The following is a 21,999-nucleotide window of genomic DNA, read 5'->3' on the forward strand; positions in this document are numbered from 1 at the left end:
CAGCGCCTTGAAATGGATCAACGAATTGCCGCCATGCTAGGCGAGCGCCGCTCGGCGGACAAGCAGCCCGCGCCGAAAGCCCGCTCAGACGAATTGTTCGCGGATCAGCCGTTCTTCCAACCCGTGACCCGGGTCGAACAGGATGCGGTGTTCGATCCCCGGTTCGGAACGGATTTCGACGCTGATCACATCGGCGACAAGATTGCTGTCGGCCTCGGCCATCACCGGGCGCTTGTCAGCCTCGATCACGTCGAAACGCACCTGCGCCGTTTTCGGCAACAGCGCCCCACGCCAGCGGCGCGGCCGGAACGGCGCGATCGCGGTCAGCGCCAGAACATCCGACCCGATCGGCAGGATCGGCCCGTGGGCGGAATAGTTATAGGCGGTCGACCCCGCAGGCGTCGCCAGCAGCGCGCCATCGCAGACCAGTTCGTCCATCCTGAGCCGCCCGTCCACGGTGATCTTCAGCTTGGCCGCCTGCGGCCCGCTGCGCAGCACCGACACCTCGTTGAGCGCCAGCGCCTCGTGCACCGTGCCGTCGGCGCAGGTGGCGCGCATCGACAGCGGGTTGATGACTTCCTCCTGGGCCGCCTTCAGCCGTTCCATCAGGTCGGTTTCGGAATATTCGTTCATCAGGAACCCGACGGTGCCGCGGTTCATGCCGTAGACGGGGATATCCAACCGCTGGGTCCGGTGCAGCGTGCTCAGCATGAAACCGTCGCCGCCCAGGGCCACGATCACGTCGGCCTCTTCCTCGGCCACCTGGCCGTACCGCCCGACCAGGGTGGCGCGGGCGGTTTGGGCCGTCGGGCTGTCGCTGGCGACGAAGGCGATACGGAGAGACATGCGGCGGCCCTGTTTCCGATTGGGGTCAATTCGCGCCAATCGAACCACAAGTTGCGGGGAGGCGCCACCCCTGCCGCACCTGTTCGCCGTTGCGTCGCAATAGCCCCTTCCCCATTTGTCGTATTTCCTTTACCTAGCGGCCAATCCAACTTCCCATGACGGAGTCCCCGATGTCCGATACCGGTTTCTTCACCGAAGCACTGTCTTCCCGCGATCCCGAGCTGTTCAAGTCGATCACCGACGAGCTGGGCCGCCAGCGCAACGAGATCGAGCTGATCGCATCCGAAAACATCGTTTCCGCGGCGGTGATGGAGGCCCAGGGCTCCGTCATGACCAACAAATACGCCGAGGGCTATCCCGGCCGCCGCTATTACGGCGGCTGCCAATATGTCGACGTGGCCGAAAACCTGGCCATCGAGCGCGCCAAAGAGCTGTTCGGCTGCGGTTTCGCCAACGTGCAGCCCAATTCCGGCAGCCAGGCCAACCAGGGCGCCTTCATGGCGCTGATCCAGCCCGGAGACACCATCCTGGGCATGAACCTGGCCTCGGGCGGCCACCTGACCCACGGCGCGGCCCCGAACCAGTCGGGCAAGTGGTTCAACGCGGTCCAGTACGGCGTGCGCAAGCAAGACAGCCTGATCGATTATGACGAGGTCGCGGCGCTGGCCCAGGAACACCAGCCGAAACTGATCATCGCCGGCGGCTCCGCCATCCCGCGCCAGATCGATTTCGCCAAGTTCCGCGAGATTGCCGATTCCGTTGGCGCCTACCTGATGGTCGACATGGCGCACTTTGCCGGTCTGGTCGCGGCGGGCGAACATCCCTCGCCCTTCCCCTATGCGGACATCGCCACCACCACCACCCACAAGACCCTGCGCGGCCCGCGCGGCGGCATGATCCTGACCAATGACGAAGCGATCGCCAAGAAGGTCAATTCGGCCATCTTCCCTGGCATCCAGGGCGGCCCCTTGATGCACGTGATCGCTGCCAAGGCGGTGGCCTTCGGCGAAGCGCTGCGCCCCGAATTCAAGACCTATCAGAAGCAGGTGCGCGCCAACGCCGTGGCGCTGGCCGATCAGCTGATGAAGGGCGGTCTGGACATGGTCACCGGCGGCACCGACACCCACGTGATGCTGGTCGACCTGCGTCCCAAAGGGGTGAAGGGCAACGCCACCGAAAAGGCCCTGGGCCGCGCGCATATCACCTGCAACAAGAACGGCATCCCGTTCGACCCGGAAAAGCCGATGGTGACCAGCGGCATCCGCCTGGGCACCCCGGCCGGCACCACCCGCGGCTTCGGCGAGGCCGAGTTCCGCCAGATCGCCGACTGGATCGTCGAAGTGATCGACGGTCTGGCCGCCAATGGCGAAGAGGGCAACGGTGAGGTCGAGGCCAAGGTGAAGGCCGAGGTCGAGGCGCTCTGCGCGAAGTTCCCGCTCTATCCCGAGCTGTAAGGCCGGGGTGATGAAACAGCCGCGTGCCCCCAAGATCCTGATCCTTGGGGGCACCGGCGTTTTCGGGTCGAAACTGGCCCAAATGCTATTGCAGGACGGCTGGGACGTTTCCGTCACCAGCCGTTCTTTTTCCAAGGCGCAGAAATTCACTGACGCCCATGGCGGCACCCCGGTCGCATGGGACCGCGCGCAAGACCCGACACCTCTTTTCAAAGACCACCAGATCGTCGTCGATGCCGCCGGTCCGTTTCAGGACTATGGCGAGGATCGGTATCGCATTGCGCTGCAGGCGATCGAGGCCGGTCTGCAGTACCTGGACCTGTCCGACGATGGCGCCTTCACCGCTGGCATCTCTGCATTGGACGAACTTTCCCGCAGCAAGGGCGTGACAGCCCTGTCCGGCGTGTCCTCTGTTCCCGCGCTGTCCTCGGCGGCGGTAGAGGCATTGGCGCGGGATCTGGACGGGATCGATCATATCGAGGCCGCGATCCTTCCCGGGAACCGTGCACCACGCGGCCTGTCCGTGATGCACGGCCATTCTGGGGCAGGTTGGCGCGCCAATTCGATTGTGGCGTGACGGGACCTGGCAAACGGCGCGCGGTTGGTCGGGGTCGAAAACCTATGAGCTGACACCGGGGCTGTCGCGCCGCGCCGCGCTGATCGGCGCTCCGGACCTGCTGCTGTTTCCCGACCATTTCGGCGCGCGAACCGTTGAATTCCGGGCCGGGCTGGAACTGGGCTGGATGCAGTCCTCCCTGGCGCTGCTGTCCTGGTTCCGCGCGCGGGGGCTGATGCCCTCGGTCGCGCGCTTCACCCCCCTGTTCCACCGCGTCGCGACCTGGTTCGAAGCGGCCGGCACCGACCGGGGCGGAATGGTGGTCGAAATCCGGGGCGAAGTTGACGGGTCTCCGGCGACCCGCCGCTGGACATTGCTCGCCGAAGCGGGCGATGGGCCTTTCATCCCGGCCATTCCCGCCCTCATCGCGATCAACAAGCTTGCCGCGGGGGAATATGCCCCGGGGGCGCGCCCCGCCCTGGAAATCTTTTCACTGGAGAAGGCGGAGAACGCCCTTTCCCGCCTGAAGGTCACTACGCGCAGAGATACGCAGAGTTCGTAAACGGGGCAGCAGCCCCTACAACAGCCCCCGCCACATCAGCACACCCAGCAGCAGCGCCAGCACCAGCAGCAGGTTGAAAGACACCCCGCCCAGCACGCTCAGAACCGCGCCCTTGCGCCGGTCGGCCACGTCGATGGTTTTCAGGTGGCTGCGGATGGTGGCATGGGCCCGGTTCACCGCTTTTCCATCGACGAAAAACCGCAGTTTCGGATGGCCCGCCTGCAACTGCGCCCCGGCGATCACCCCGGCGGCATCGCGCACCCGTTTCGGCACCCGCCGCCCGACCCTGCGCATCCGCGCCTGCAGATCGCCCGAGGAGGCGCCGAATTTCTCCTCCAGCAGCTGTTCGAGCTCTGCCTGTTTGCGGTCGAGTTGCCTCTGGTCGATCACCGGTTTCTCCCTGCAGTCTCAAGGCGCTGGCCTAATCCGTGCCCCTGTTCTATTGAGACACCATGCTGAACCAGATTGTCCACGGTGAAAAAACCGACCAGCCTTCGCTTCTGATCGTGCACGGCCTTTACGGGTCGGGGCGCAATTGGGGGGTGATCGCGAAACGGCTGTCCGACCGGCGCCAGGTGGTGGCGGTCGATCAGCGCAATCACGGCTTCAGCCCGTGGTGCGACAGCCACAGCTATGAGGATATGGCCGACGACCTGGCCGAGGTGATCCGCGCGCAGGGCGCCCCGATGGACGTGCTGGGCCATTCGATGGGCGGCAAGGCGGCGATGGTGCTGGCGCTAAAATATCCCAGTCTTGTCAATCGCTTGGTCGTGGCCGACATCGCGCCAGTGGCCTACGGCCATACGCAGATTCAATACATCGAGGCGATGCGGGCGGTGGACCTGAGCAAGGTCGAGAAACGTTCGGATGCCGAGGCGCAGCTGCGCGAGATCGTGGACGACCCGGTGTTGCCGACGTTTTTCACCCAATCGCTGGACGTGGCGGGAAAACGCTGGCGGCTGAACCTCGATGCGCTGGAACGCGATATGGATAAAATCCTGAGTTTTCCGGAGGTTGAGGGGAAATTCGACGGCGCCACGCTGTTCCTGTCTGGGGGCGCTTCCGATTACGTCAAGCGCGAGCATCGTGATGTAATCAAAGGGTTTTTCCCGAATGCCAAGTTCGCCAAGATCCCCGGCGCGGGGCATTGGCTGCATGCGGAGAAACCGCGCGAATTCGAAGCGGCGGTGCACGCCTTCCTGGGCTGAAAATGCGGCGGCGACGACCTTGCCAGAGACCCCTCCCGGCTTGGCCGCCGCCGACCTATACCCGCTAAATACGGGTATTCCGTCAATCGTTGTACAGCGCCTTGGTCACGTAGTAAGACACTGGAAACGCTGCGATAAATCCGGCAACCGCCGAGATCAGGATCGGCTGCAACGTGTCGAACCCCATCACCAGCGCGGCGATCATGGCCGAGCCCGACAGGGTCGAGCCGATGAACAGATGCAGAATGAAACCAAGCCGTAACATGTGACCCTCGTGAACCGGTGCCGTGTGCGTGTAGCTAGCAATCCCGGCAATTGATGACTTTGATGTGCATCAATTATGCCGCTTCCCCGGGGTGCGACAAATTTTCATCCACATTTGCGCAATTTGTACGGCCAAACACTACGCATCCCCCGCCCGTCAGCGCGCGGTGCCGCAGGGCGCCGTTAACCGGGCCGCGCGACAGTGACCCGTGAAAGGATCGCCCATGGCCCAGCTGTCGCCCTACCGCATCATCCCCGTCACCGAATTCCGCCGCGACGCCACCCGGCTGACCAACTGGGTGCTGCAAAGCGGCGGGCGGGTCTGGATCACCAAGCACGGCCACGCCAGCTGCGCCGTGGTGCCGATGTTCCAATGCGAGATGCTGGAGAAATGGGAAGGCAGAAGCCTGGCCGAGGAACGCCGGAGGCTGGACCGGATCTATGCGCAGTGGAAGGCGGTGAAGGCGCGCGAACCGGGGACCGAGATACCGCTGCCCTGGGATTGGCAACAGGAGTGGTGAAAGATTGGGCGGCGCGGCCGCGCCCCGGCTGGCGGGGCTTGACCGGCGCAGGCGGCCGGGGGGAGGATGGGGGCATTCCCTGACACATTCCCAACCCGGAGTTGATTCCATGCTTGGCCCGTTTTCCTTCTGGTCCCCGACCTTCCGCTTTCCCCTGTCCGGCGACGTGACGCAGGATATCGACCCCGAGATTCAGATCGCCGGCGTGCCGGAGATCGAGGCGCGTGTGGTCAGGGAGGTCGCCAGCTACGGCGCGCAGCTGGGCAAGGTGCTGGAGGCGCTGCAGGCCCTAGGCGCGGCGACGGGGACGGAGCTGGGCGAGATCGACGCGCTGGTGGGACAGGTCGAGGCGGTCAAGGCCGACAGCCGCGACGCGATCCGGGCGCGGGCCGAGGCGGCGCTCAAGCGGCTGCGAGAGGTGGACGAGGATGGCTGGCGGGAAGTTGTGGGGAAGTGAGGGGTGGGGTGGAAGCCACGGCTTACCCTCACTCGCACAGGTCAGGATTGAACATGGCACAATCGGGTGTTTCAGATACCTGGCTTCAGGTACGATCGCAGCCCTGCAACCACACCACCAACTGATCCCGTATGTTTTATATTCTTCCGCCTTTCGTGAACCTGATCTGCCTGTTGGCGCCAATCCTGATATGGCGGCTGCTTGATTACCTGCGTTTCAAAAGCAGCCCGGAGTATAAGGATATTCGGGACGAATACGGCTCGTACTGGTGGTATCGCAGCAGAGGGCCCAAAAATCCCGGGGCAAAGATTTATGTTTTGCAGGCGGTTTGGGCGGCAATGCTGTTGGTTCCGCTCGGGTAATTTTTTCGAGGGCGGCAGTTCTTGTCCCTTCAATGCGCAACGTGCAGGCGATGCCGGGGGCGGTTTCAGTGCATCATCACTGTGGGGATTGGTGGGGTGAAACCCCACCCTACCGCGTTAGGCCGTGGTTAATTGCAGGTGGTTTAGGGTGGTGGCATGTCCACCTATCTTCGTCCCAATATCACCGGCGCGACCGTGTTCTTCACGGTGAAACTTGCGGAGCGCGGCAGCGATCTTCTGCTGCGCGAGATCGGGGCGTTGCGCGAGGCGGTGCGGGTGACCCGGGCCGAGCGGCCCTTCGGGATAGATGCCTGGGTGGTGTTACCGGATCATATCCATTGCATTTGGCAGATGCCTGTCGGGGATCGCGACTACGGAACTCGGTGGCGATTGATTAAAGCCCGTTTTTCACGTGCCTTACCGAAGGCCCAGACGCGGCGAAGTCATCAAACCCGAAATGAACGAGGAATTTGGCAAAGGCGATTCTGGGAACACCACATCCGGGATGAGGCCGATTTATACGCCCATCTGCGCTATTGCTGGATGAACCCGGTGAAACATGGATTGGTCGCACGACCCGAGGAGTGGCCATTTTCCTCGGCGCATCGCGATCCGCGTTTTTCACCCAACATGCATTTGATGATGTAGGGTGCGTGATTTCACGCACCATTTTTGCGGCGATGTGGGGCATTTGGTGCGTGCAAGCACGCACCCTACGGATTTCTGGATGAACCCGGTGAAACACGGGTTCGTGGCACGGCCCGAGGAGTGGCCGTTTTCATCGGTGCATCGGGATGGGCGGTTTTCACCCGACATGGATTTGACAATGTAGGGTGCGGTTTCACCGCACCATCGGTGTCAGGGTTTGGTGGGGTAAAACCCCACCCTACGGCTTGCTTGCGCCCCATACAATTCAACCATAGAGTAAAAAAGCAGACGCCTATCCAGAACATGGCATGCATTACAAATTCGACTGATAATATTAATATGCGAATAGAATCATTGGCTAGACTGTCTCCCGAAAAAGTAAGCACCCACTTCATTATTCTGATCGCGATATTCATCGGATCATTTTTCTACAAGTGGGTTTTCTCCACTGAAGTTGAGATGTTCAGAATATTTTTAGATTCTACCTATTTTGCCATTTTTTTCACCTGCCTTCCGTTTTTGGTATTATTATTCATATGGAAAATAAAGTTTTTCTGGACTATATTTTCCACTTACCTCATTTCAACATTCGCCTTACTTTTCCTACTCTTCACAATTTATGCCGGCGAGACCGTATCGACCAACCATGTCATTGACGTAATTTGGGATACCTACACAAGAAAAATATTCGAATTAGTATTGGTATTTGCGCTACTGAGCCTTTTCAGGATTCCCGCCATAAAATAGATGTAGGGTGCGTGATTTCACGCACCGTTTTCGCGGCGAGGTGGGGGCAAGTGGTGCGTGCAAGCACGCACCCTACGGCATTTCTAGGCCGCATTGACCTGAACCCACAAACAAAAAGCCCGCCATCCGGCGGGCTTTTGTTCAATCGTCCATTTTCAACGCGGAAATGAACGCTTCCTGCGGGATCTCGACCTTGCCGAACTGACGCATCTTCTTCTTGCCCGCCTTCTGCTTTTCCAAGAGCTTCTTCTTCCGCGTGGCGTCGCCGCCGTAGCATTTCGCGGTCACGTCCTTGCGCAGCGCCGACAGGGTTTCGCGGGCGATCACCTTGCCGCCGATGGCGGCCTGGATCGGGATCTTGAACATGTGGCGCGGGATCAGGTCCTTCAATTTCTCGCACATGGCGCGGCCGCGCTGCTCGGCCCGGTCACGGTGGACCATCATCGACAGCGCATCCACCGGTTCGTCGTTCACCAGGATCTGCATCTTCACCAGGTTGTCCTGGCGATAGCCGATCATCTGGTAATCGAACGACGCATAGCCCTTGGTCACCGATTTCAGCCGGTCGTAGAAGTCGAACACCACCTCGTTCAGCGGCAGGTCATAGACCACCATGGCGCGGGTGCCGGCATAGGTCAGGTCCATCTGGATGCCGCGGCGGTCCTGGCAGAGCTTGAGCACGTCGCCCAAGTATTCGTCGGGCACCATGATCGTGGCCTTGATGCGCGGTTCCTCGACGTGATCCACATAGGTCAGGTCGGGCATGTCGGCGGGGTTGTGCAGCTCCGTCATGGAGCCGTCCTTCATGTGCAGGTGATAGACCACCGAGGGCGCGGTGGTGATCAGGTCCAGATTGTATTCGCGCTCCAGCCGGTCGCGGATCACCTCGAGGTGCAACAGGCCGAGGAAGCCGCAGCGGAAGCCGAAGCCGAGCGCGGCCGAGGTTTCCATCTCGGACGAGAAGGAGGCGTCGTTCAACTGCAGCTTTTCGATCGCGTCGCGCAGATCCTCGAAATCGTTCGCATCCACCGGGAACAGCCCGCAGAACACCACTGGGATCGACGGCTTGAAGCCCGGCAGCGGCGCCGCACAGGGCTTCTTGTCATGGGTGATGGTGTCGCCGACCTTGGTGTCGCGCACCTGCTTGATCTGCGCGGTGAAGACGCCGATCTCGCCCGGCCCCAGTTCGGGGAAATCGACCATCTGCGGCTTCAGCACGGCCAGCTTGTCGATCTTGTAGGTGGCGCCGGTGCGCATCATCTTGATCTGGTCGCCCTTCCTGATCACGCCGTCGATGACGCGGATCAGGACCACCACGCCCAGATAAGGGTCGTACCAGCTGTCCACCAGCATCGCCTTCAGCGGCGCGTCGCGCTCGCCCTTCGGCGCGGGCAGACGGTGGACGATGGCCTCCAGAACGTCGGGAATGCCCAGGCCGCTCTTGGCGGAGATCGGGATCGCGTCCTGCGCGTCGATGCCGATCACGTCCTCAATGTTTTCCTTCACCCGCTCGGGATCGGCGGCGGGCAGGTCGATCTTGTTCAGAACCGGCACGATCTCGTGATCCGCCTCGATCGCCTGATAGACATTGGCGAGCGTCTGCGCCTCGACCCCTTGCGAGGCGTCCACCACCAGCAGCGATCCCTCGACCGCCTGCATCGACCGGCTGACCTCATAGGCGAAGTCCACATGGCCGGGGGTGTCGATCAGGTTCAGCACATAGGTTTCGCCATCCTTGGCGACATACTCGATCCGCACCGAGTTGGCCTTGATGGTGATGCCGCGCTCGCGTTCGATATCCATCGCGTCAAGCATCTGGGCCTTCATGTCCCGTTCCGCCACCGTATTGGTGGACTGGATCAGCCGGTCGGCCAAGGTGGATTTGCCGTGGTCGATATGGGCCACGATGGAGAAATTGCGGATATGATCAAGGTCGGTCATGGATCGGGATATGCTGTGGAAATGCGAATTGGTCAATGGGGTCCGTGCGGGCGGAAGGGGCGGATTTGGGCCGGTTTGGCGGGTTTCGACGCCCGAGGGGGAAAAATCCGCATGGGTCCCCCGTTCACACCCTTGCCCGAAAGGCCGATCTGGCGTCATTCTGGCCGTATGACACGTGTGTTCGGGTTTGCTGTTCTTTGGCTTTTCGCGCTCTGCGCCGGGGTATCGGCGCAGCCGGGGATCGCCCTGCCCGGCGATTGCCTGTCCCCAAGCGCTGCACCGCGCAGCGAGAGGCAGGACCGGGTGGCGCAGCTGCTGGGGCGGCTGGCGCCGGTGCTGGAGGTTCTGCCATCGCTGCAAGCGGCACTGAGCGATCGCCGCCCCGACATCTGCCTGTCGGAACACCTGCATGAAGAACACGGCTATATGGAGGCCGATGGCAGCCGGATCGTGCTGAATGCCCGGCTGGAGGACGATATCCTGCTGGCGATCCTGCTGCATGAATTGCGGCATCTCGATCAGCTTGCCACTTCGGTCTGCCCGTCGCCCGATCTGTCGATGCAGGAAACCGCGCGGGCGGTTCTGGGGCTGGAGGCCGATGCCTCGGCGGTGATGCTGCTGGGGGCGTGGTGGCTGCGGCAGAATGGCGATCCCGGACCCTGGGCGGCGATCGAGGACTGGCCCTCGTCGCGGGACATCGCGGCGCGATTTGCCGGGGAAATGGCGCAAGGCGACGCGCCCGACAAGGCGGCGAGCGCCGCCTTCGATCAATGGTACCGGTCGCCGGAGCGGGTGGAACAGTATTACCAGAGCATCTGCGGCGGTTACCTAGCGCAGCTGGAGGACAGCAAGGCCCTGCCCCGCTATCAGCTGGTGCCGCCGGATTACTTCACCCAATTGTGCCGGTTACCCGACGGGACGCCCTATGACTGTTCCGAGCCGGACGGGACGTTTCCGAGATAGGGCGAAGCGAAGCCTTGCGGCTTGATGCGAAGCCGGGCCGGAGTGTTCCCGAAGGGCTGCCCATAAAAAAGGCCCGCCACATGGGCAGGCCCTTCGCATATCAAGTCGCGCGGGGATCAGCGCAGCACATGCACCGCGCATTTGGCGTGACGCACCACCTGGGTGGCGGTGCTGCCCAGCAGCAGGTTCTGCATGCCCGGCCGGTGCGAGGCGATCACGATGCAGTCGACGCCGTTATCTTCGGCGTAATCGACGATGGTCCGGCCCGAATGGCCGTCGACCACGCGAATTTCGGTGTTCTTCATGTCGCCCGCGATCTTCGCCAGTTCCTCGGCGATGGATTTCTGCGCGTTGTCGTGGAAATCCTTCGGGATATAGGTCAGGGCATAGCCCGGCACCTCTTCCATCACGTGCAGCAGGGTAATCTTGCCGGTTTCCGAGCGGATCGCCTCGGCGATCTGCAGCGCGCCGGTCGAATCGCGGCCCTCATCGAACGATACCGGGACCAGGACATTTTCATACATCAGGTTTCCTCCTTTGCTGGGCCCACTGTGGCACAGCGGGATTCGCCCGACTTTGATACAGGTCAGGATCGCAGCGCAAAGCTTTTGCAAAAAATCCCTTAAATTAATCCCCTGCCCGCCGTTTCTATCAGTAACCGCCCGGAAACAGCGAAAAATTTCTGTGTTTTTAAGTGTATACCTGTTCTTGAAGAAAGGTTTCCGATGACCATGAACCGAGCCTTGATCGGTTGGGGCGCGGCCCTGTCCTGCCTGACCGCCGCTATTGTTCTGCGTCATGAAATCGGGGATCTGATGGCCCCTCCGCCGGAACGGATCCAGGCCGAGATCCGGCTCGACAATCATTGCAAACTGCAGGAGCGCAGCTTCGTCGTGCGCGACCTGGACACCGGCAATTACGCGATTTTCCGGCAAGGCGTGGCCAAGCTGCGCACGATGGAGCGCAACCGGGTCAGGATCGAATTCGCGCCGCGCTATACGGCGACGGGGGCGGAATTGTCGATGCCGTCCTATCCGGCGGAACCCAAGATGACGATGGCCGCCTATTGCTACAGCCGGGGCAACTGGCTCAAGGATCTGTTCACCCGGCATTGAGCGCGGCCGGGACTGGCCGGGGGGCGGTTCAGCCGCCGGTTTCCTCGGCGACCCAGGCTTCGTAATCGGCATTGGCCTGCAGCAGGTGGCGCAGGATCGGCGGCATGTCATAGGGATGCAGCGCCAGGATGGCGGTTTCGACCTGGGTTTCCAGGTCGGGCCGGGTGATCAGGGAAAGCGGGATTTCTTCGCTGTAATCGACGCCGTCCTCGGCCCGGTAATGGGTTTCGACCGGTTGGTGGATGGTGGCGCGGGCGACCAACCCGCGCACGATCAGGTCGTCGGCGATATCGGTGGCGGCGTCCAGGTTGGGGCAGTTGACGGTAAATCTGAGGATGGGCAAGGGCGGCTCCGGAAATTTGGGTCGGGGCGCAGTTTGGCAGCGCCGGGGGCGCGGTCAAGCCCCTGCCGTCAGTCGCCGAAATGCAGCCGGCGCAGGGCGCGCTTGCCGTCGCCTTGCAGCGTGACCACGAAGAGATCGCCGTATTCCAGCGGCGGATCGCCCGGCGCATCGAGATCCTGCCACAGGGTTTTCAGGTTCGCCTTGTTGCCGACCCAGACGACGGTGCCGCCAGGATGGGCCGAGGTCATCCGCCCGGCGGCGGTTTCGACGGCGATGGTGCGGACCCGCAGCCCGGTGGCGCGGGCCAGCGGCGCGGCGGTATCGAGGTTGCGCTTGATATCGGGGGCATAGATCGCGTCGATGTCGTATCCGGCAAGCGCGGCGGGCAGCGCCGCGGCGCGTTTTTGCCCCTTGTCCGACAGGTCGTTGCCGAACCGGTCGGCGTGGCGCAGGGCGATCACGGTGGTCGTGGCGCCCGGCGGCACCGCGCGCGGCGCGCAGGCGGACAGCAGCAGGGCGATGGCGGTCAGGATGAAGCGGTGCCGGGTCATTGGGGCCTCCCTCGTGGCTCGGGAGCAGTGTGGACGGTTGTGCAGGGATCTGTCCAGGGGGGCGGAGAGCGGCGCATTTCTCACATTTTTCGGATTTTCACCGTTGCAGGGTTAAGCGCCGGTATCAACGCCGGTCGAGCAGAGGGAACGAAACAGCATGAAAGCCGCCCTTATCGGGCTTGCCCTGGTTTGCGTGATCACCCTGGCCGGGTATGGCCTGCGCGATGACATCGGCGGGGTCCTGGGGATCAAACACGATCCGATCCAGGCCCGCATCACCCTGCGCAACCATTGCAACGTGACCGACCGGGCCTTCGTGGTGCGGGACCTGAAAACCGGCCATTACGCGTCGTTCCGCGGCGGCGTGGCCACGTTGCGGACGGTCGAGCGCAACCGGCTGCGGATCGAGATATCGCCGCGCTTCACCGATGTGAACCTGACCACGCAATCGGCCCCGGCGCGGGAACGGATGACGATGACCGCCAAATGCACCAGCAAGAACTGGGACAAGGGGTATTTCGCGAAGGATTGAGGGGAGCCGGGGTGAGGCTCGGCCTGCGGTGGGGTGGTGGGGTGAAACCCCACCCTACGGATTTCGGCGAGGGGTTCGCGTGGGGCGGAAATCCGGCAAGGATGGGAAATCCAGCCAAATCTTCGATTTGGCAGCGTCTGAGCCGCCCCCGTCAAACCGGAGGTTTACCAAAGGACAAAGCGGCGGGCCTTTTACGCCCCTCCTCGGTTCGGTCGCTACCTAGCCGGATGGCAATGGGCCCCAAAAAAAGGCGGCCCGGAGGCCGCCTTCTGTTCACCGCGTGAACTTCTTGTACTTGAGCCGTTTCGGCTCCAGCGCGTCCGGGCCGAGGCGGCGCTTCTTGTCTTCCTCGTATTCCTCGAAGTTGCCTTCGAACCATTCGACATGGGCGTCGCCCTCGAAGGCGAGGATGTGGGTACAGATCCGGTCGAGGAAGAAGCGGTCGTGCGAGATGACCACGGCGCAGCCGGCGAAATCGACCAGAGCGTCTTCCAGCGCGCGGAGGGTTTCGACGTCCAAATCGTTGGTCGGTTCGTCGAGCAGCAGCACGTTGCCGCCTTCCTTCAGCAGCCGGGCCATGTGGACGCGGTTGCGTTCACCGCCCGACAGCAGCGACAGTTTCTTCTGCTGGTCGCCGCCCTTGAAGTTGAACGACGAGCAATAGGCGCGGGAATTGACCTGGGCGTCGCCCAGTTCGATGAGTTCCGCGCCGCCGGAGATCGCTTCCCACACGGTGTCGTTGTCGTTCAGGTCGTCGCGGGATTGGTCGACGTAGCTGAGCTTCACCGTGTCGCCGTATTCCACCGTACCCTCGTCGGGCTGTTCCTGGCCGGTCAGCATGCGGAACAGCGTGGTCTTACCGGCGCCGTTGGGGCCGATGACGCCGACGATGCCGCCGGGGGGCAGGTCGAAGGACAGGCCCTCGATCAGGAGCTTGTCGCCCATGTGTTTCTTCAGCCCGTTGACCTCGATCACCTTCGAGCCGAGGCGCGGGCCGTTGGGGATGACGATCTGGGCGCGGGTGATCTTTTCGCGCTCGGACTGGTTTGCCAGGTCGTTATAGGCCGCGATCCGGGCCTTGGATTTCGACTGGCGCGCCTTGGCGCCCTGGCGAATCCAGTCCAATTCGCGTTCCAGCGTCTTCTGCCGCGCCTTGTCTTCCTTGGCCTCGTGCTGCAGCCGCTTGGCCTTCTGTTCCAGCCAGTTGGAATAGTTGCCCTCGTAGGGGATGCCGCGGCCGCGGTCGAGTTCGAGAATCCAGCCGGTGATGTCGTCGAGGAAATAGCGGTCGTGGGTGACGATCAGAATCGTGCCCTTGTAATCGATCAGGTGCTGCTGCAGCCAGGCGATGGTTTCCGCGTCGAGGTGGTTGGTCGGTTCATCGAGCAGCAGCATGTCGGGCGATTCCAGCAGCAGCTTGCACAGCGCCACCCGGCGCTTTTCACCGCCCGAGAGCGAGGTCACGTCGGCATCGTCGGGCGGGCAGCGCAGCGCCTCCATCGAGATGTCGACCTGGCTGTCGAGATCCCACAGGTTCTGCGCGTCGATTTCATCCTGCAGCTTGGCCATTTCGTCGGCGGTCTCGTCCGAATAGTTCATCGCCAGGTCGTTGTAGCGATCCAGGATGGCCTTCTTTTCGGCCACGCCCAGCATGACGTTGCCGCGCACGTCGAGATTGGGGTCGAGTTCGGGTTCCTGCGGCAGGTAGCCCACCTTGGCGCCCTCGGCGGCCCAGGCTTCGCCGGTGTAATCCTTGTCCATCCCGGCCATGATGCGCATCAGGGTCGATTTACCGGCGCCGTTGACGCCGACGACGCCGATTTTCACCCCGGGCAGGAAGTTCAGGTTGATGTTATCGAAACATTTCTTGCCGCCCGGATAGGTCTTGGACACTCCGGACATGTGGTAGACATACTGGTAAGAGGCCATCAGGATCGCTCCGTTGCAGGGAATTCACGTTGGACGGTGTGATAGCGGAGTGCAGGGGTGGGGGCAATCGTTGAAGGTGAGAGGAACAGGTAGCCCCCGAGAGTGCCACTAGCATACGCCGCAGAGCCACCACCTATGATTTACTTGAATATACAGAAAAAGCTTGAGATTGTTCGAGCGATTGATTTCAGGAAACATGTATGCAGATCCGGATTTTCGCAGTCATCGCAACCCTTATGGCCGCCCCAGCATTGGCGGACATCAACATCAAAAACATCGAAGCCGAGGGCAATCTCGCTCCAACACAAAATGCGGGGTGCATCGCGATGACGAGCGCAGCGGCTGATCTGTCACCCGCCGATTTATCGCTGAGTATCATGGCATGCTATCGGAAAGGACAAGACAAGCGCGCTGCGAAGTTGCTGGCCCTGCTATATGCGCGCGGGCGGTTTGATGCAGCCCGCGTTACGGACAAGACGGCACATCAGGCAATAGAGGTTTTGGTAATCAACCTTACCAATGAAGGAGGGCCGGATTGGCAAGGCCGGATGAATACGGCCTTCACTCCGATGACCGAAACCGGCTCTTCCGCGCATCGCGCGCTGTGCCGTGACCTTGCGAAACTGCAGGCGCCGCAGCATTCGCCACGCTACATGATCCAGCACGGGATCAAGGCGATCACCGGAAAGGGCCCGAACCCACTGGTGGCCAATTTCGACGCTGAGGAAACTTGGAGCTGGGTTGTGAACAGCTACATGCGCTGCGCCGATAGCGGGTCGTGATCCTCTGCACATCGTCGGTAACGCAACAAGTTGAGTGAGTGTTTTTTCTATAGAGATTTGCGCCCGGTCCCGGGAGTGGGCGCAAACCAGAAGCACCGGGTGCAGCTTTAGTTGCGCAGTGCCCGCAGCAATTTCTGAAGCATCGAAGGTTCGGTGATTTGAATCCTTTCGCGTTCGATCCGATCTGCGATCCGATCTCCAGCGGCCCTCGCTGCCTTCTGCCCCGCGATTGCGCCTTGCTTGGCACTGAATTCCATAAGTTCGGGTGTCTTCTTTAGAAGAGCTCTGCCGGGCGAGCTTTCATAGAAGCTGCGGATACCTGTGAGATCATCGGAAGAAAAGTTTGTAAGATAATAATCGACCATCGCCTTTTGCATATCCAACGTAATTTCCGCTAACATTTCCTCGATAACGATTTTCGTGAAAGCCTCAGGATCGGATATTTGAATTCCGATGTTGCGCAGTTGGTTTTCCATAGCATTTGCAATTATGGGGCCCTGCACCCGGAAAGCAGCCTGAAATAATTCATCCGTGACCGTGACCTCGGCAATCCGGGTCGCGTCTTCTGTTGCATCAGATAGAACTACGGTCGGTGCGCTGAAAGCCGTGAAAGCAGCGAGCAGAAGATATTTATGGGTCAAAGAGGAGCTCCAGATTGAACGACCTATAAATTCTACTATCTGGAGATAGGCGGCCGGAAAATCAATCTCCACCTTTAAATTGATTTCTCGAAGAAATGATCCGGGTAGGGGTCGTCGTTGAAGCGGTCGATCTCGGTCCAGCCGGAATTGCGGTAGAGCGCGACCGCCTCGGGCAGGGCCGAGTTGGTGTCGAGCCGCAGCAGCGCGATGCCGAGGTCGCGGGCGGCGGTTTCGGCGGCGTCCATCAACCGGCGTGCCATGCCGAGGCCGCGGGCGGCGGGGGAGACCCAGAGGCGCTTGATTTCGGCATAGCCCTTATCGGTGCCCTTCAGCCCGACGCAGCCCAGCGGCAACCCGTCGGAGCGGGCGATCAGGAAGGTGCCGCGCGGGGGCATCATGTCGGTGACTTCGGGATCGCGGCTGAGATTGACGTCGAAGCCGGTCTCAAAACGGCGGCCCAGTTCGGCGTAATATTCGGAGAGGCAGTAAACGGCGTCGGTGCTGCGCGGATCGGCCTCGGTCAGGTCCACCCGGTCGCGGCCAAGGGCCGAGGCGACCAGGTCCATCGCGGCCAGCAAAGCCTCGGGGCGCGGGTGGCGGTCCAAAAGGGCACGGGCGCGGTCGTCGGACAGCGCGTTATAGGCGGCCTGTTCCGCCCTGCCCTGTTCGGTCAGCACCGCGATGCGGCGGCGGCCATCGGCGGGGTCCTTTTCCAGCGCGATCAGCCCGTCGTCCTGCAGGGTCTTCAGGAAGCGGCTGAGCAGCGCCTTTTCCAGGTCGAGGTAATCGCGGATCTTTTCCAGATCGGTGCCGTCCGGGCCGATGGCGTGCAGCACCCGCGCCGGTCCCAGAGGGCGGCCCCGGCCGAGGAAGGACTGGTCCAGCGCACCGGTTTCACGGGTGACGGCGCGGTTGAAGCGGCGGATGCGGGCGACGGGGTCTTGCGGCATGATCGTTTACCTTTGTAAACCTTTTTGATTTACCTAAGACAACCTTTTTGCGGCGTCAAGCGGTGCCTTGCCCATTGACAGCGCAAGCCGCGAAAGGCCAAGGAAACGCAATGCGTTACGAATTGCCATATGCACGTGCCGGACAGGTGATCGGGCTGCTGGGCGGGTCCTTCGATCCGGCCCATGAAGGCCATGCCCATATCACCCGCGAGGCGCTGAAACGGTTCGGGCTGGATCAGGTCTGGTGGCTGGTCAGCCCCGGCAACCCGTTGAAAGCAAAGGGGCCTGCCGATCTGACCCGGCGGATGGAACAGGCACGTCAGGTGATGGATCATCCGCGCGTGAAGATCAGCGATTTCGAGGCGCAGACCGGCACCCGCTACACCGCGCAGACGATCGCCAAGCTGCAGCAGCAGCGGCCCGACCTGAATTTCGTCTGGCTGATGGGGGCCGACAACCTGGTGCAGTTCGACCAGTGGCAGGACTGGCAGGAAATCATGACCCGGGTGCCGGTCGGCGTGCTGGCGCGGCCCCGGCGGCGGATATCGGCGCGGTCGTCGAAAACGGCGCGGGTGTTCCGCAAATACCGGCTGGATGCGTCGGACAGCCAGCTGCTGGGCCATTGCCCGCCGCCCTGCTGGTGCTTCCTCAACGTGCCGCTTGTTGCGCTGTCTTCAACAATGATCCGTGAGCGCGGCGATTGGGACTGATGCGGCAACGGCGCGCGGTTGGTTCCGCTTGCCGCTGAGGCGCGTCGCGGGTTAGGATTCCCGCATGGTTCAGACGGTTTCACGACGCAGTTTTTTCACCCTTCTCGCCGCGTTTTCGGCGGGGCCCGCATTGGCCGCGCCGCCCGCGGTGTCGCTGCGGCCGCAGCTGCGGCCCGGGGGGCTGCACAAGCAGGCGGTTCCGGGGGTCGAGGCGCTGCTGCGCGGATCGGGGCTGAGCGGGCAGATCGGGTTCGCGGTGGCCGACACCAAAACCGGCAAGGTGCTGGAAACCCATGTCGAAACCCTGGGCCTGCCGCCTGCAAGCGTGACCAAGTCGATCACCGCCATGTATGCGCTGGAAAAGCTGGGGCCGGAGCACCGGTTCCAGACCCGGCTGATCGCCACCGGGCCGGTGGTAAACGGCGTACTGAAGGGGGATCTGGTGCTGGCGGGCGGCGGCGATCCGAGCTTGGACACCGACGGATTGGCCGACATGGCGCGGCAGTTGAAGGCGGCGGGCGTGCACGAGGTGAGCGGCACCTTCAAGGTCTGGGCGGGCGCCCTGCCCTATACCAAGATGATCGACAGCGATCAGCCCGATCATGCCGGGTACAACCCGGCGATTTGCGGCGTGGCGCTGAATTACAACCGGGTGCATTTCGAATGGCGCCGGGCAGGCAGCGGCTGGGGCGTGACGATGGATGCGCGCAGCGCCCGCTACCGCCCCGAAGTGGCGGTGGCGAAGATGGCGGTGAAGAACCGCCAGCTGCCGGTCTATACCTATGAACAGCGCGGCGGCACCGATCTGTGGACCGTGGCGAGCGGCGCCCTGGGCAATGGCGGCGCGCGCTGGCTGCCGGTGCGGCGGCCGGAAAAATATGCCGGCGACGTGTTCCGCACCCTGGCCCGTGCCCATGGCATCGTGTTGAAGCGCGAAACCGTGGCGGCGACGCTGCCGGCGGGGAACACGCTGGTCAGCCATGACAGCCCGGCGCTGCGCGACATCCTGCGCGAGATGCTGAAATATTCCACCAACCTGACCGCCGAAATGGTCGGCATGGCGGCGACCGGGGCGGCGGGCGGCAAGCCCGCGACGCTGCAGGCCTCGGCCGGTGCGATGAGCCGCTGGGCCAAGACGCGGCTGGGCATGGCCAGTTCCGATTTCGTCGATCATTCCGGGCTTGGCGGCACCTCGCGGATGAGCGCCGCCGACATGGTGGCGGCGCTGAACACGCCGCTGGCGAAGCAACAGCTGAAACCGCTGCTGAAACAGATCACCCTGCGCCATGACGACGGCAAGCCGAACAAGGCGCATCCGCTGCACGTGGTGGCCAAGACCGGGACGCTAAATTTCGCCAGCTGCCTGGCCGGGTATGTCACCGACAAGAACGGGACCGAGCTGGCCTTTGCCATCCTCACCGCCGACCAGCCGCGGCGCAACAAGCTGAGCAAGAGCGAACGCGAACGGCCCGAGGGCGGGCGCAGCTGGAACCGCAAATCCAAGCGGCTGCAGCAGAAGCTGCTGGAACGCTGGGGCGCGATGTACGGGGTCTGAGCCGGGGCAGCACCAGTCCGCGGGGGGACGCTGGCCCGTTCATCGGGCTTTCGCCGCGCCACTGGCGCGACGGTCCATCTTCACCCTGACGGCCTTGTTCCGGGCCGGGTGCGATAAATAACTGTAGCTTTTAGATTTGAGCGGTGGGCCCGAGCGCGCGCTCGGGCGCGGCCCGGCGGGGCCGGGCCTTTGGCACCTGAAAATCAGGCGCTCAGGTGCCGGGCACGGGCGCCGCGTTCGATCGCGGCGGCGTGCAGCCGGTCGATATCGAGCTCGTAGCGAATTTCCTCCAGCAGGCGCAGTTCCGGTTCCGGGATCAGCCCATCGGCGGCGGCCACGTCGCAAGCCAGCGCATAGCCGGTTTCATAGAGGTGCTCGGGCAGGTTGTCGCGAATCAAGCCGAACAGCGCATCGAGCCCGTCTTCTTCGGAAAACAGGTCGAATACGGTCTGCGCCATCTGCTGCATCCGGTCGATATCGTAGGAGGCGAAGATCGGCAGGTGGTTGACCTGGTTCTGGATCTTCATCAGCTCGGCGGTGCGCATCTGCTCATCCGAGGCCGACATCGCGATCATCAAGGCGACGAGGCAATCCTGCGGGCTGAGCGGATGGGCGATCGGTTCGGTTTTCATGGTCTGCGCCTTCCAGGGACATCATGTTGCAGCGGCAGAATATTGACTGTGCAGCACAGCCGCAATAGGAAGCGGCGTCTGCCGCGCATGGGGCGCGGGCGGACCCTGACCTGTTGGAGAAAACCGATGTCCGAATTTCGTGACGCCGCCCTGAAATCGAAAGCCTGGCCCTTCGAGGAAGCCCGGAAGCTGGTGAAGCGTTACGAGAAACAGGCGCCCGCGAAGGGTCACGTTCTGTTCGAGACCGGCTATGGCCCGTCGGGCCTGCCGCATATCGGCACCTTCGGCGAGGTCGCGCGCACCACGATGATCCGCCGCGCGTTCGAATTGATCAGCGATATCCCGACCCGGCTGATCTGCTTTTCCGACGACATGGACGGGATGCGCAAGGTGCCGGAAAACGTGCCCAATCAGGACATGCTGCACGCCAACATCCAGAAACCGCTGACCGCCGTGCCCGATCCGTTCGGCGAATATGACAGCTTCGGTGACCACAACAACGCGATGCTGCGCCGGTTTCTCGACACGTTCGGGTTCGAATATGAATTCTATTCGGCCACCGAATTCTACAAGTCGGGCCAGTTCGACGAGGTGCTGAAACGCGCCGTCGAACGCTATGACGACGTGATGAAGGTGATGCTGAAATCCCTGCGCGAAGAGCGTCAGCAGACCTATTCGATCTTCCTGCCGATCCACCCCGAAACCGGCCGCGTGCTTTACGTGCCGATGAAGGAGGTGAACGCGACCGATTACACCATCACCTTCGACGACGAAGACGGCCGCGAATGGACCCTGCCGGTGACCGGCGGCAATGTGAAGCTGCAATGGAAGCCCGATTTCGGCGCCCGCTGGGCGGCGCTGGACGTGGATTTCGAAATGTACGGTAAGGATCACAGCACCAACACGCCGATCTATGACCGGATCTGCGAGATCCTGGGCGGCAAGAAGCCTGAACACTTCACCTACGAGCTGTTCCTGGATGAAAACGGCGAGAAGATTTCCAAGTCGAAAGGCAACGGGCTGACCATCGACGAATGGCTGACCTATGCCTCGACCGAGTCGCTGTCCTATTTCATGTACCAGAAGCCGAAGACCGCCAAGCGGATGCATTTCGACGTGATCCCCAAGGCGGTGGATGAATATCACCAGCAGCTGCGCGCCTTCGAGGATCAGGACGCGGCGCAGAAGGTCAACAACCCGGTCTGGCACATCCACAACGGCAACCCGCCGGCATCGACCATGGTGGTGCCGTTCTCGATGCTGCTGAACCTGGCGTCGGTGTCCGGCGCCGAGGACACCGAAACCATGTGGGGCTTCATCCGCCGCTACGCGCCCGAGGCCAGCCCCGAAACCAATGCCGACATGGATCAGGCGGCCGGGTTCGCGGTGCGCTATTACAACGACTTCGTCAAACCCACAAAGGTGTTCCGCGCGCCGAGCGAGCTGGAACGCGAGGCGCTGAGCGAGCTGCGCGACAAGCTGGCCGTCTGGGACGGCGGGCTGGATGCCGAGGAACTGCAGGGGCTGGTGTTCTCGGTCGGCCGCGAACGGTTCGACCCGATGCGCGACTGGTTCAAGGCGCTTTACGAGGTGCTGCTGGGCGCCTCTCAGGGCCCGCGCTTCGGCGGCTTCATCGCGCTTTACGGCGTGACCGAGACCATCGCGCTGATCGACAAGGCGCTGGCGGGCGAGTTGGGCTGAGGCCCGGCGACCGACATCTTCTGTCCCGG

The 21,999-nt window shown here is 62.4% G+C and carries 26 protein-coding genes; 15 read left to right on the forward strand and 11 right to left on the reverse strand.

The window, feature by feature from the left end; translation table 11 throughout:
* Positions 1-84 precede the first annotated feature (84 nt).
* Positions 85-846 carry an NAD kinase gene (locus tag GR167_RS19205; RefSeq protein ID WP_160975355.1) on the reverse strand — a complete coding sequence of 254 codons (762 nt, stop codon included), beginning with the start codon at positions 844-846 and terminating at the stop codon, positions 85-87.
* A gap of 170 nt (positions 847-1,016) precedes the next feature.
* On the opposite strand from GR167_RS19205, the gene glyA reads away from it, so the two are divergent.
* The 3 genes from glyA to GR167_RS19220 are packed head-to-tail and all read left to right on the forward strand — an operon-like array spanning position 1,017 to position 3,418.
* Positions 1,017-2,300, forward strand: a complete 1,284-nt coding sequence (gene glyA / locus GR167_RS19210; protein WP_235916069.1) for a serine hydroxymethyltransferase — start codon at positions 1,017-1,019, stop codon at positions 2,298-2,300.
* A gap of 10 nt (positions 2,301-2,310) precedes the next feature.
* Positions 2,311-2,877: a saccharopine dehydrogenase NADP-binding domain-containing protein gene (locus tag GR167_RS19215; RefSeq protein WP_160975357.1), complete on the forward strand. Its 567-nt coding sequence runs from the start codon at positions 2,311-2,313 to the stop codon at positions 2,875-2,877.
* Positions 2,867-3,418, forward strand: coding sequence for a saccharopine dehydrogenase family protein (locus GR167_RS19220; RefSeq protein WP_160975358.1), 552 nt, complete (start codon positions 2,867-2,869; stop codon positions 3,416-3,418). Before GR167_RS19215 ends, GR167_RS19220 begins: the two co-directional genes overlap by 11 nt.
* Before the next feature lie 15 nt (positions 3,419-3,433).
* Here the strand turns inward: GR167_RS19220 and GR167_RS19225 are convergent, their stop codons facing one another.
* Positions 3,434-3,808: a hypothetical protein gene (locus GR167_RS19225; RefSeq protein ID WP_160975359.1), complete on the reverse strand. Its 375-nt coding sequence runs from the start codon at positions 3,806-3,808 to the stop codon at positions 3,434-3,436.
* Positions 3,809-3,870: 62 nt separating this feature from the next.
* Here GR167_RS19225 and GR167_RS19230 point away from each other — a divergent pair, with 62 nt between their 5' ends.
* Complete coding sequence (locus GR167_RS19230; RefSeq protein WP_160975360.1) at positions 3,871-4,626, forward strand: alpha/beta fold hydrolase; 756 nt, start codon at positions 3,871-3,873, stop codon at positions 4,624-4,626.
* Between the two features lie 82 nt (positions 4,627-4,708).
* Here GR167_RS19230 and GR167_RS19235 read toward each other — a convergent pair whose 3' ends face one another.
* Positions 4,709-4,891, reverse strand: coding sequence for a CTP synthetase (locus GR167_RS19235; RefSeq protein WP_160975361.1), 183 nt, complete (start codon positions 4,889-4,891; stop codon positions 4,709-4,711).
* Positions 4,892-5,114: 223 nt separating this feature from the next.
* On the opposite strand from GR167_RS19235, the gene GR167_RS19240 reads away from it, so the two are divergent.
* The 4 genes from GR167_RS19240 (at position 5,115) to GR167_RS19255 (ending at position 6,878) form a co-directional block, all read left to right on the forward strand.
* Complete coding sequence (locus GR167_RS19240) at positions 5,115-5,411, forward strand: type II toxin-antitoxin system Phd/YefM family antitoxin (protein WP_160975362.1); 297 nt, start codon at positions 5,115-5,117, stop codon at positions 5,409-5,411.
* A gap of 109 nt (positions 5,412-5,520) precedes the next feature.
* Positions 5,521-5,868: a hypothetical protein gene (locus GR167_RS19245; protein WP_160975363.1), complete on the forward strand. Its 348-nt coding sequence runs from the start codon at positions 5,521-5,523 to the stop codon at positions 5,866-5,868.
* A gap of 131 nt (positions 5,869-5,999) precedes the next feature.
* A complete protein-coding gene (locus GR167_RS19250; protein ID WP_160975364.1) occupies positions 6,000-6,230 on the forward strand; it encodes a hypothetical protein in 231 nt (76 codons plus the stop codon).
* A 156-nt stretch (positions 6,231-6,386) separates the two neighbouring features.
* Positions 6,387-6,878, forward strand: a complete 492-nt coding sequence (locus tag GR167_RS19255; protein WP_160975365.1) for an REP-associated tyrosine transposase — start codon at positions 6,387-6,389, stop codon at positions 6,876-6,878.
* 888 nt (positions 6,879-7,766) lie between these two features.
* Here GR167_RS19255 and lepA read toward each other — a convergent pair.
* Positions 7,767-9,566, reverse strand: a complete 1,800-nt coding sequence (lepA, locus tag GR167_RS19260; RefSeq protein WP_160975366.1) for a translation elongation factor 4 — start codon at positions 9,564-9,566, stop codon at positions 7,767-7,769.
* A gap of 168 nt (positions 9,567-9,734) precedes the next feature.
* Here lepA and GR167_RS19265 point away from each other — a divergent pair, with 168 nt between their 5' ends.
* Positions 9,735-10,529 (forward strand): DUF6782 family putative metallopeptidase, encoded by a 795-nt coding sequence (locus GR167_RS19265; RefSeq protein ID WP_160975367.1) that lies wholly within the window; start codon positions 9,735-9,737, stop codon positions 10,527-10,529.
* Positions 10,530-10,645: 116 nt separating this feature from the next.
* Here GR167_RS19265 and GR167_RS19270 read toward each other — a convergent pair whose 3' ends face one another.
* The gene (locus GR167_RS19270) at positions 10,646-11,053 is read right to left on the reverse strand and encodes a universal stress protein (protein WP_160975368.1); all 408 of its coding nucleotides are present in this window, start codon (positions 11,051-11,053) and stop codon (positions 10,646-10,648) included.
* 201 nt (positions 11,054-11,254) lie between these two features.
* Here GR167_RS19270 and GR167_RS19275 point away from each other — a divergent pair, with 201 nt between their 5' ends.
* Entirely contained in the window at positions 11,255-11,644 is a 390-nt protein-coding gene (locus GR167_RS19275; protein ID WP_160975369.1) for a hypothetical protein, read from the forward strand.
* Between the two features lie 28 nt (positions 11,645-11,672).
* Here the strand turns inward: GR167_RS19275 and cutA are convergent, their stop codons facing one another.
* Together cutA and GR167_RS19285 are read right to left on the reverse strand one after the other, a co-directional pair.
* Positions 11,673-11,987, reverse strand: coding sequence for a divalent-cation tolerance protein CutA (gene cutA, locus GR167_RS19280; protein WP_160975370.1), 315 nt, complete (start codon positions 11,985-11,987; stop codon positions 11,673-11,675).
* Positions 11,988-12,055: 68 nt separating this feature from the next.
* Positions 12,056-12,538: a histidine phosphatase family protein gene (locus GR167_RS19285; protein WP_160975371.1), complete on the reverse strand. Its 483-nt coding sequence runs from the start codon at positions 12,536-12,538 to the stop codon at positions 12,056-12,058.
* 157 nt (positions 12,539-12,695) lie between these two features.
* On the opposite strand from GR167_RS19285, the gene GR167_RS19290 reads away from it, so the two are divergent.
* Positions 12,696-13,070: a hypothetical protein gene (locus GR167_RS19290; RefSeq protein ID WP_160975372.1), complete on the forward strand. Its 375-nt coding sequence runs from the start codon at positions 12,696-12,698 to the stop codon at positions 13,068-13,070.
* A gap of 273 nt (positions 13,071-13,343) precedes the next feature.
* On the opposite strand, the gene ettA is transcribed toward GR167_RS19290, so the two are convergent.
* Positions 13,344-14,999, reverse strand: a complete 1,656-nt coding sequence (ettA, locus tag GR167_RS19295; RefSeq protein ID WP_160975373.1) for an energy-dependent translational throttle protein EttA — start codon at positions 14,997-14,999, stop codon at positions 13,344-13,346.
* 200 nt (positions 15,000-15,199) lie between these two features.
* On the opposite strand from ettA, the gene GR167_RS19300 reads away from it, so the two are divergent.
* Positions 15,200-15,781, forward strand: coding sequence for a hypothetical protein (locus GR167_RS19300; RefSeq protein ID WP_160975374.1), 582 nt, complete (start codon positions 15,200-15,202; stop codon positions 15,779-15,781).
* A 107-nt stretch (positions 15,782-15,888) separates the two neighbouring features.
* Here the strand turns inward: GR167_RS19300 and GR167_RS19305 are convergent, their stop codons facing one another.
* Together GR167_RS19305 and GR167_RS19310 are read right to left on the reverse strand one after the other, a co-directional pair.
* Positions 15,889-16,422, reverse strand: coding sequence for a DUF2059 domain-containing protein (locus tag GR167_RS19305; protein WP_160975375.1), 534 nt, complete (start codon positions 16,420-16,422; stop codon positions 15,889-15,891).
* A 74-nt stretch (positions 16,423-16,496) separates the two neighbouring features.
* Positions 16,497-17,372 (reverse strand): bifunctional helix-turn-helix transcriptional regulator/GNAT family N-acetyltransferase, encoded by an 876-nt coding sequence (locus tag GR167_RS19310; RefSeq protein ID WP_160975376.1) that lies wholly within the window; start codon positions 17,370-17,372, stop codon positions 16,497-16,499.
* Between the two features lie 110 nt (positions 17,373-17,482).
* Between GR167_RS19310 and GR167_RS19315 the strand changes: the two genes are divergently transcribed.
* Together GR167_RS19315 and dacB are read left to right on the forward strand one after the other, a co-directional pair.
* Positions 17,483-18,082: a nicotinate-nucleotide adenylyltransferase gene (locus GR167_RS19315; RefSeq protein ID WP_160975377.1), complete on the forward strand. Its 600-nt coding sequence runs from the start codon at positions 17,483-17,485 to the stop codon at positions 18,080-18,082.
* A gap of 64 nt (positions 18,083-18,146) precedes the next feature.
* Entirely contained in the window at positions 18,147-19,637 is a 1,491-nt protein-coding gene (gene dacB / locus GR167_RS19320; RefSeq protein WP_160975378.1) for a D-alanyl-D-alanine carboxypeptidase/D-alanyl-D-alanine endopeptidase, read from the forward strand.
* Positions 19,638-19,840: 203 nt separating this feature from the next.
* Here the strand turns inward: dacB and GR167_RS19325 are convergent, their stop codons facing one another.
* Positions 19,841-20,269: a tellurite resistance TerB family protein gene (locus GR167_RS19325; RefSeq protein WP_160975379.1), complete on the reverse strand. Its 429-nt coding sequence runs from the start codon at positions 20,267-20,269 to the stop codon at positions 19,841-19,843.
* 126 nt (positions 20,270-20,395) lie between these two features.
* Between GR167_RS19325 and GR167_RS19330 the strand changes: the two genes are divergently transcribed.
* On the forward strand, positions 20,396-21,970 hold the full coding sequence (locus GR167_RS19330; protein WP_160975380.1) for a lysine--tRNA ligase: 1,575 nt from the start codon (positions 20,396-20,398) through the stop codon (positions 21,968-21,970).
* The last annotated feature ends 29 nt before the right edge of the window (positions 21,971-21,999 follow it).

Origin of the sequence: Thalassovita mangrovi (genome assembly GCF_009857745.1) — a bacterium.
Lineage (GTDB): Bacteria > Pseudomonadota > Alphaproteobacteria > Rhodobacterales > Rhodobacteraceae > Thalassobius > Thalassobius mangrovi.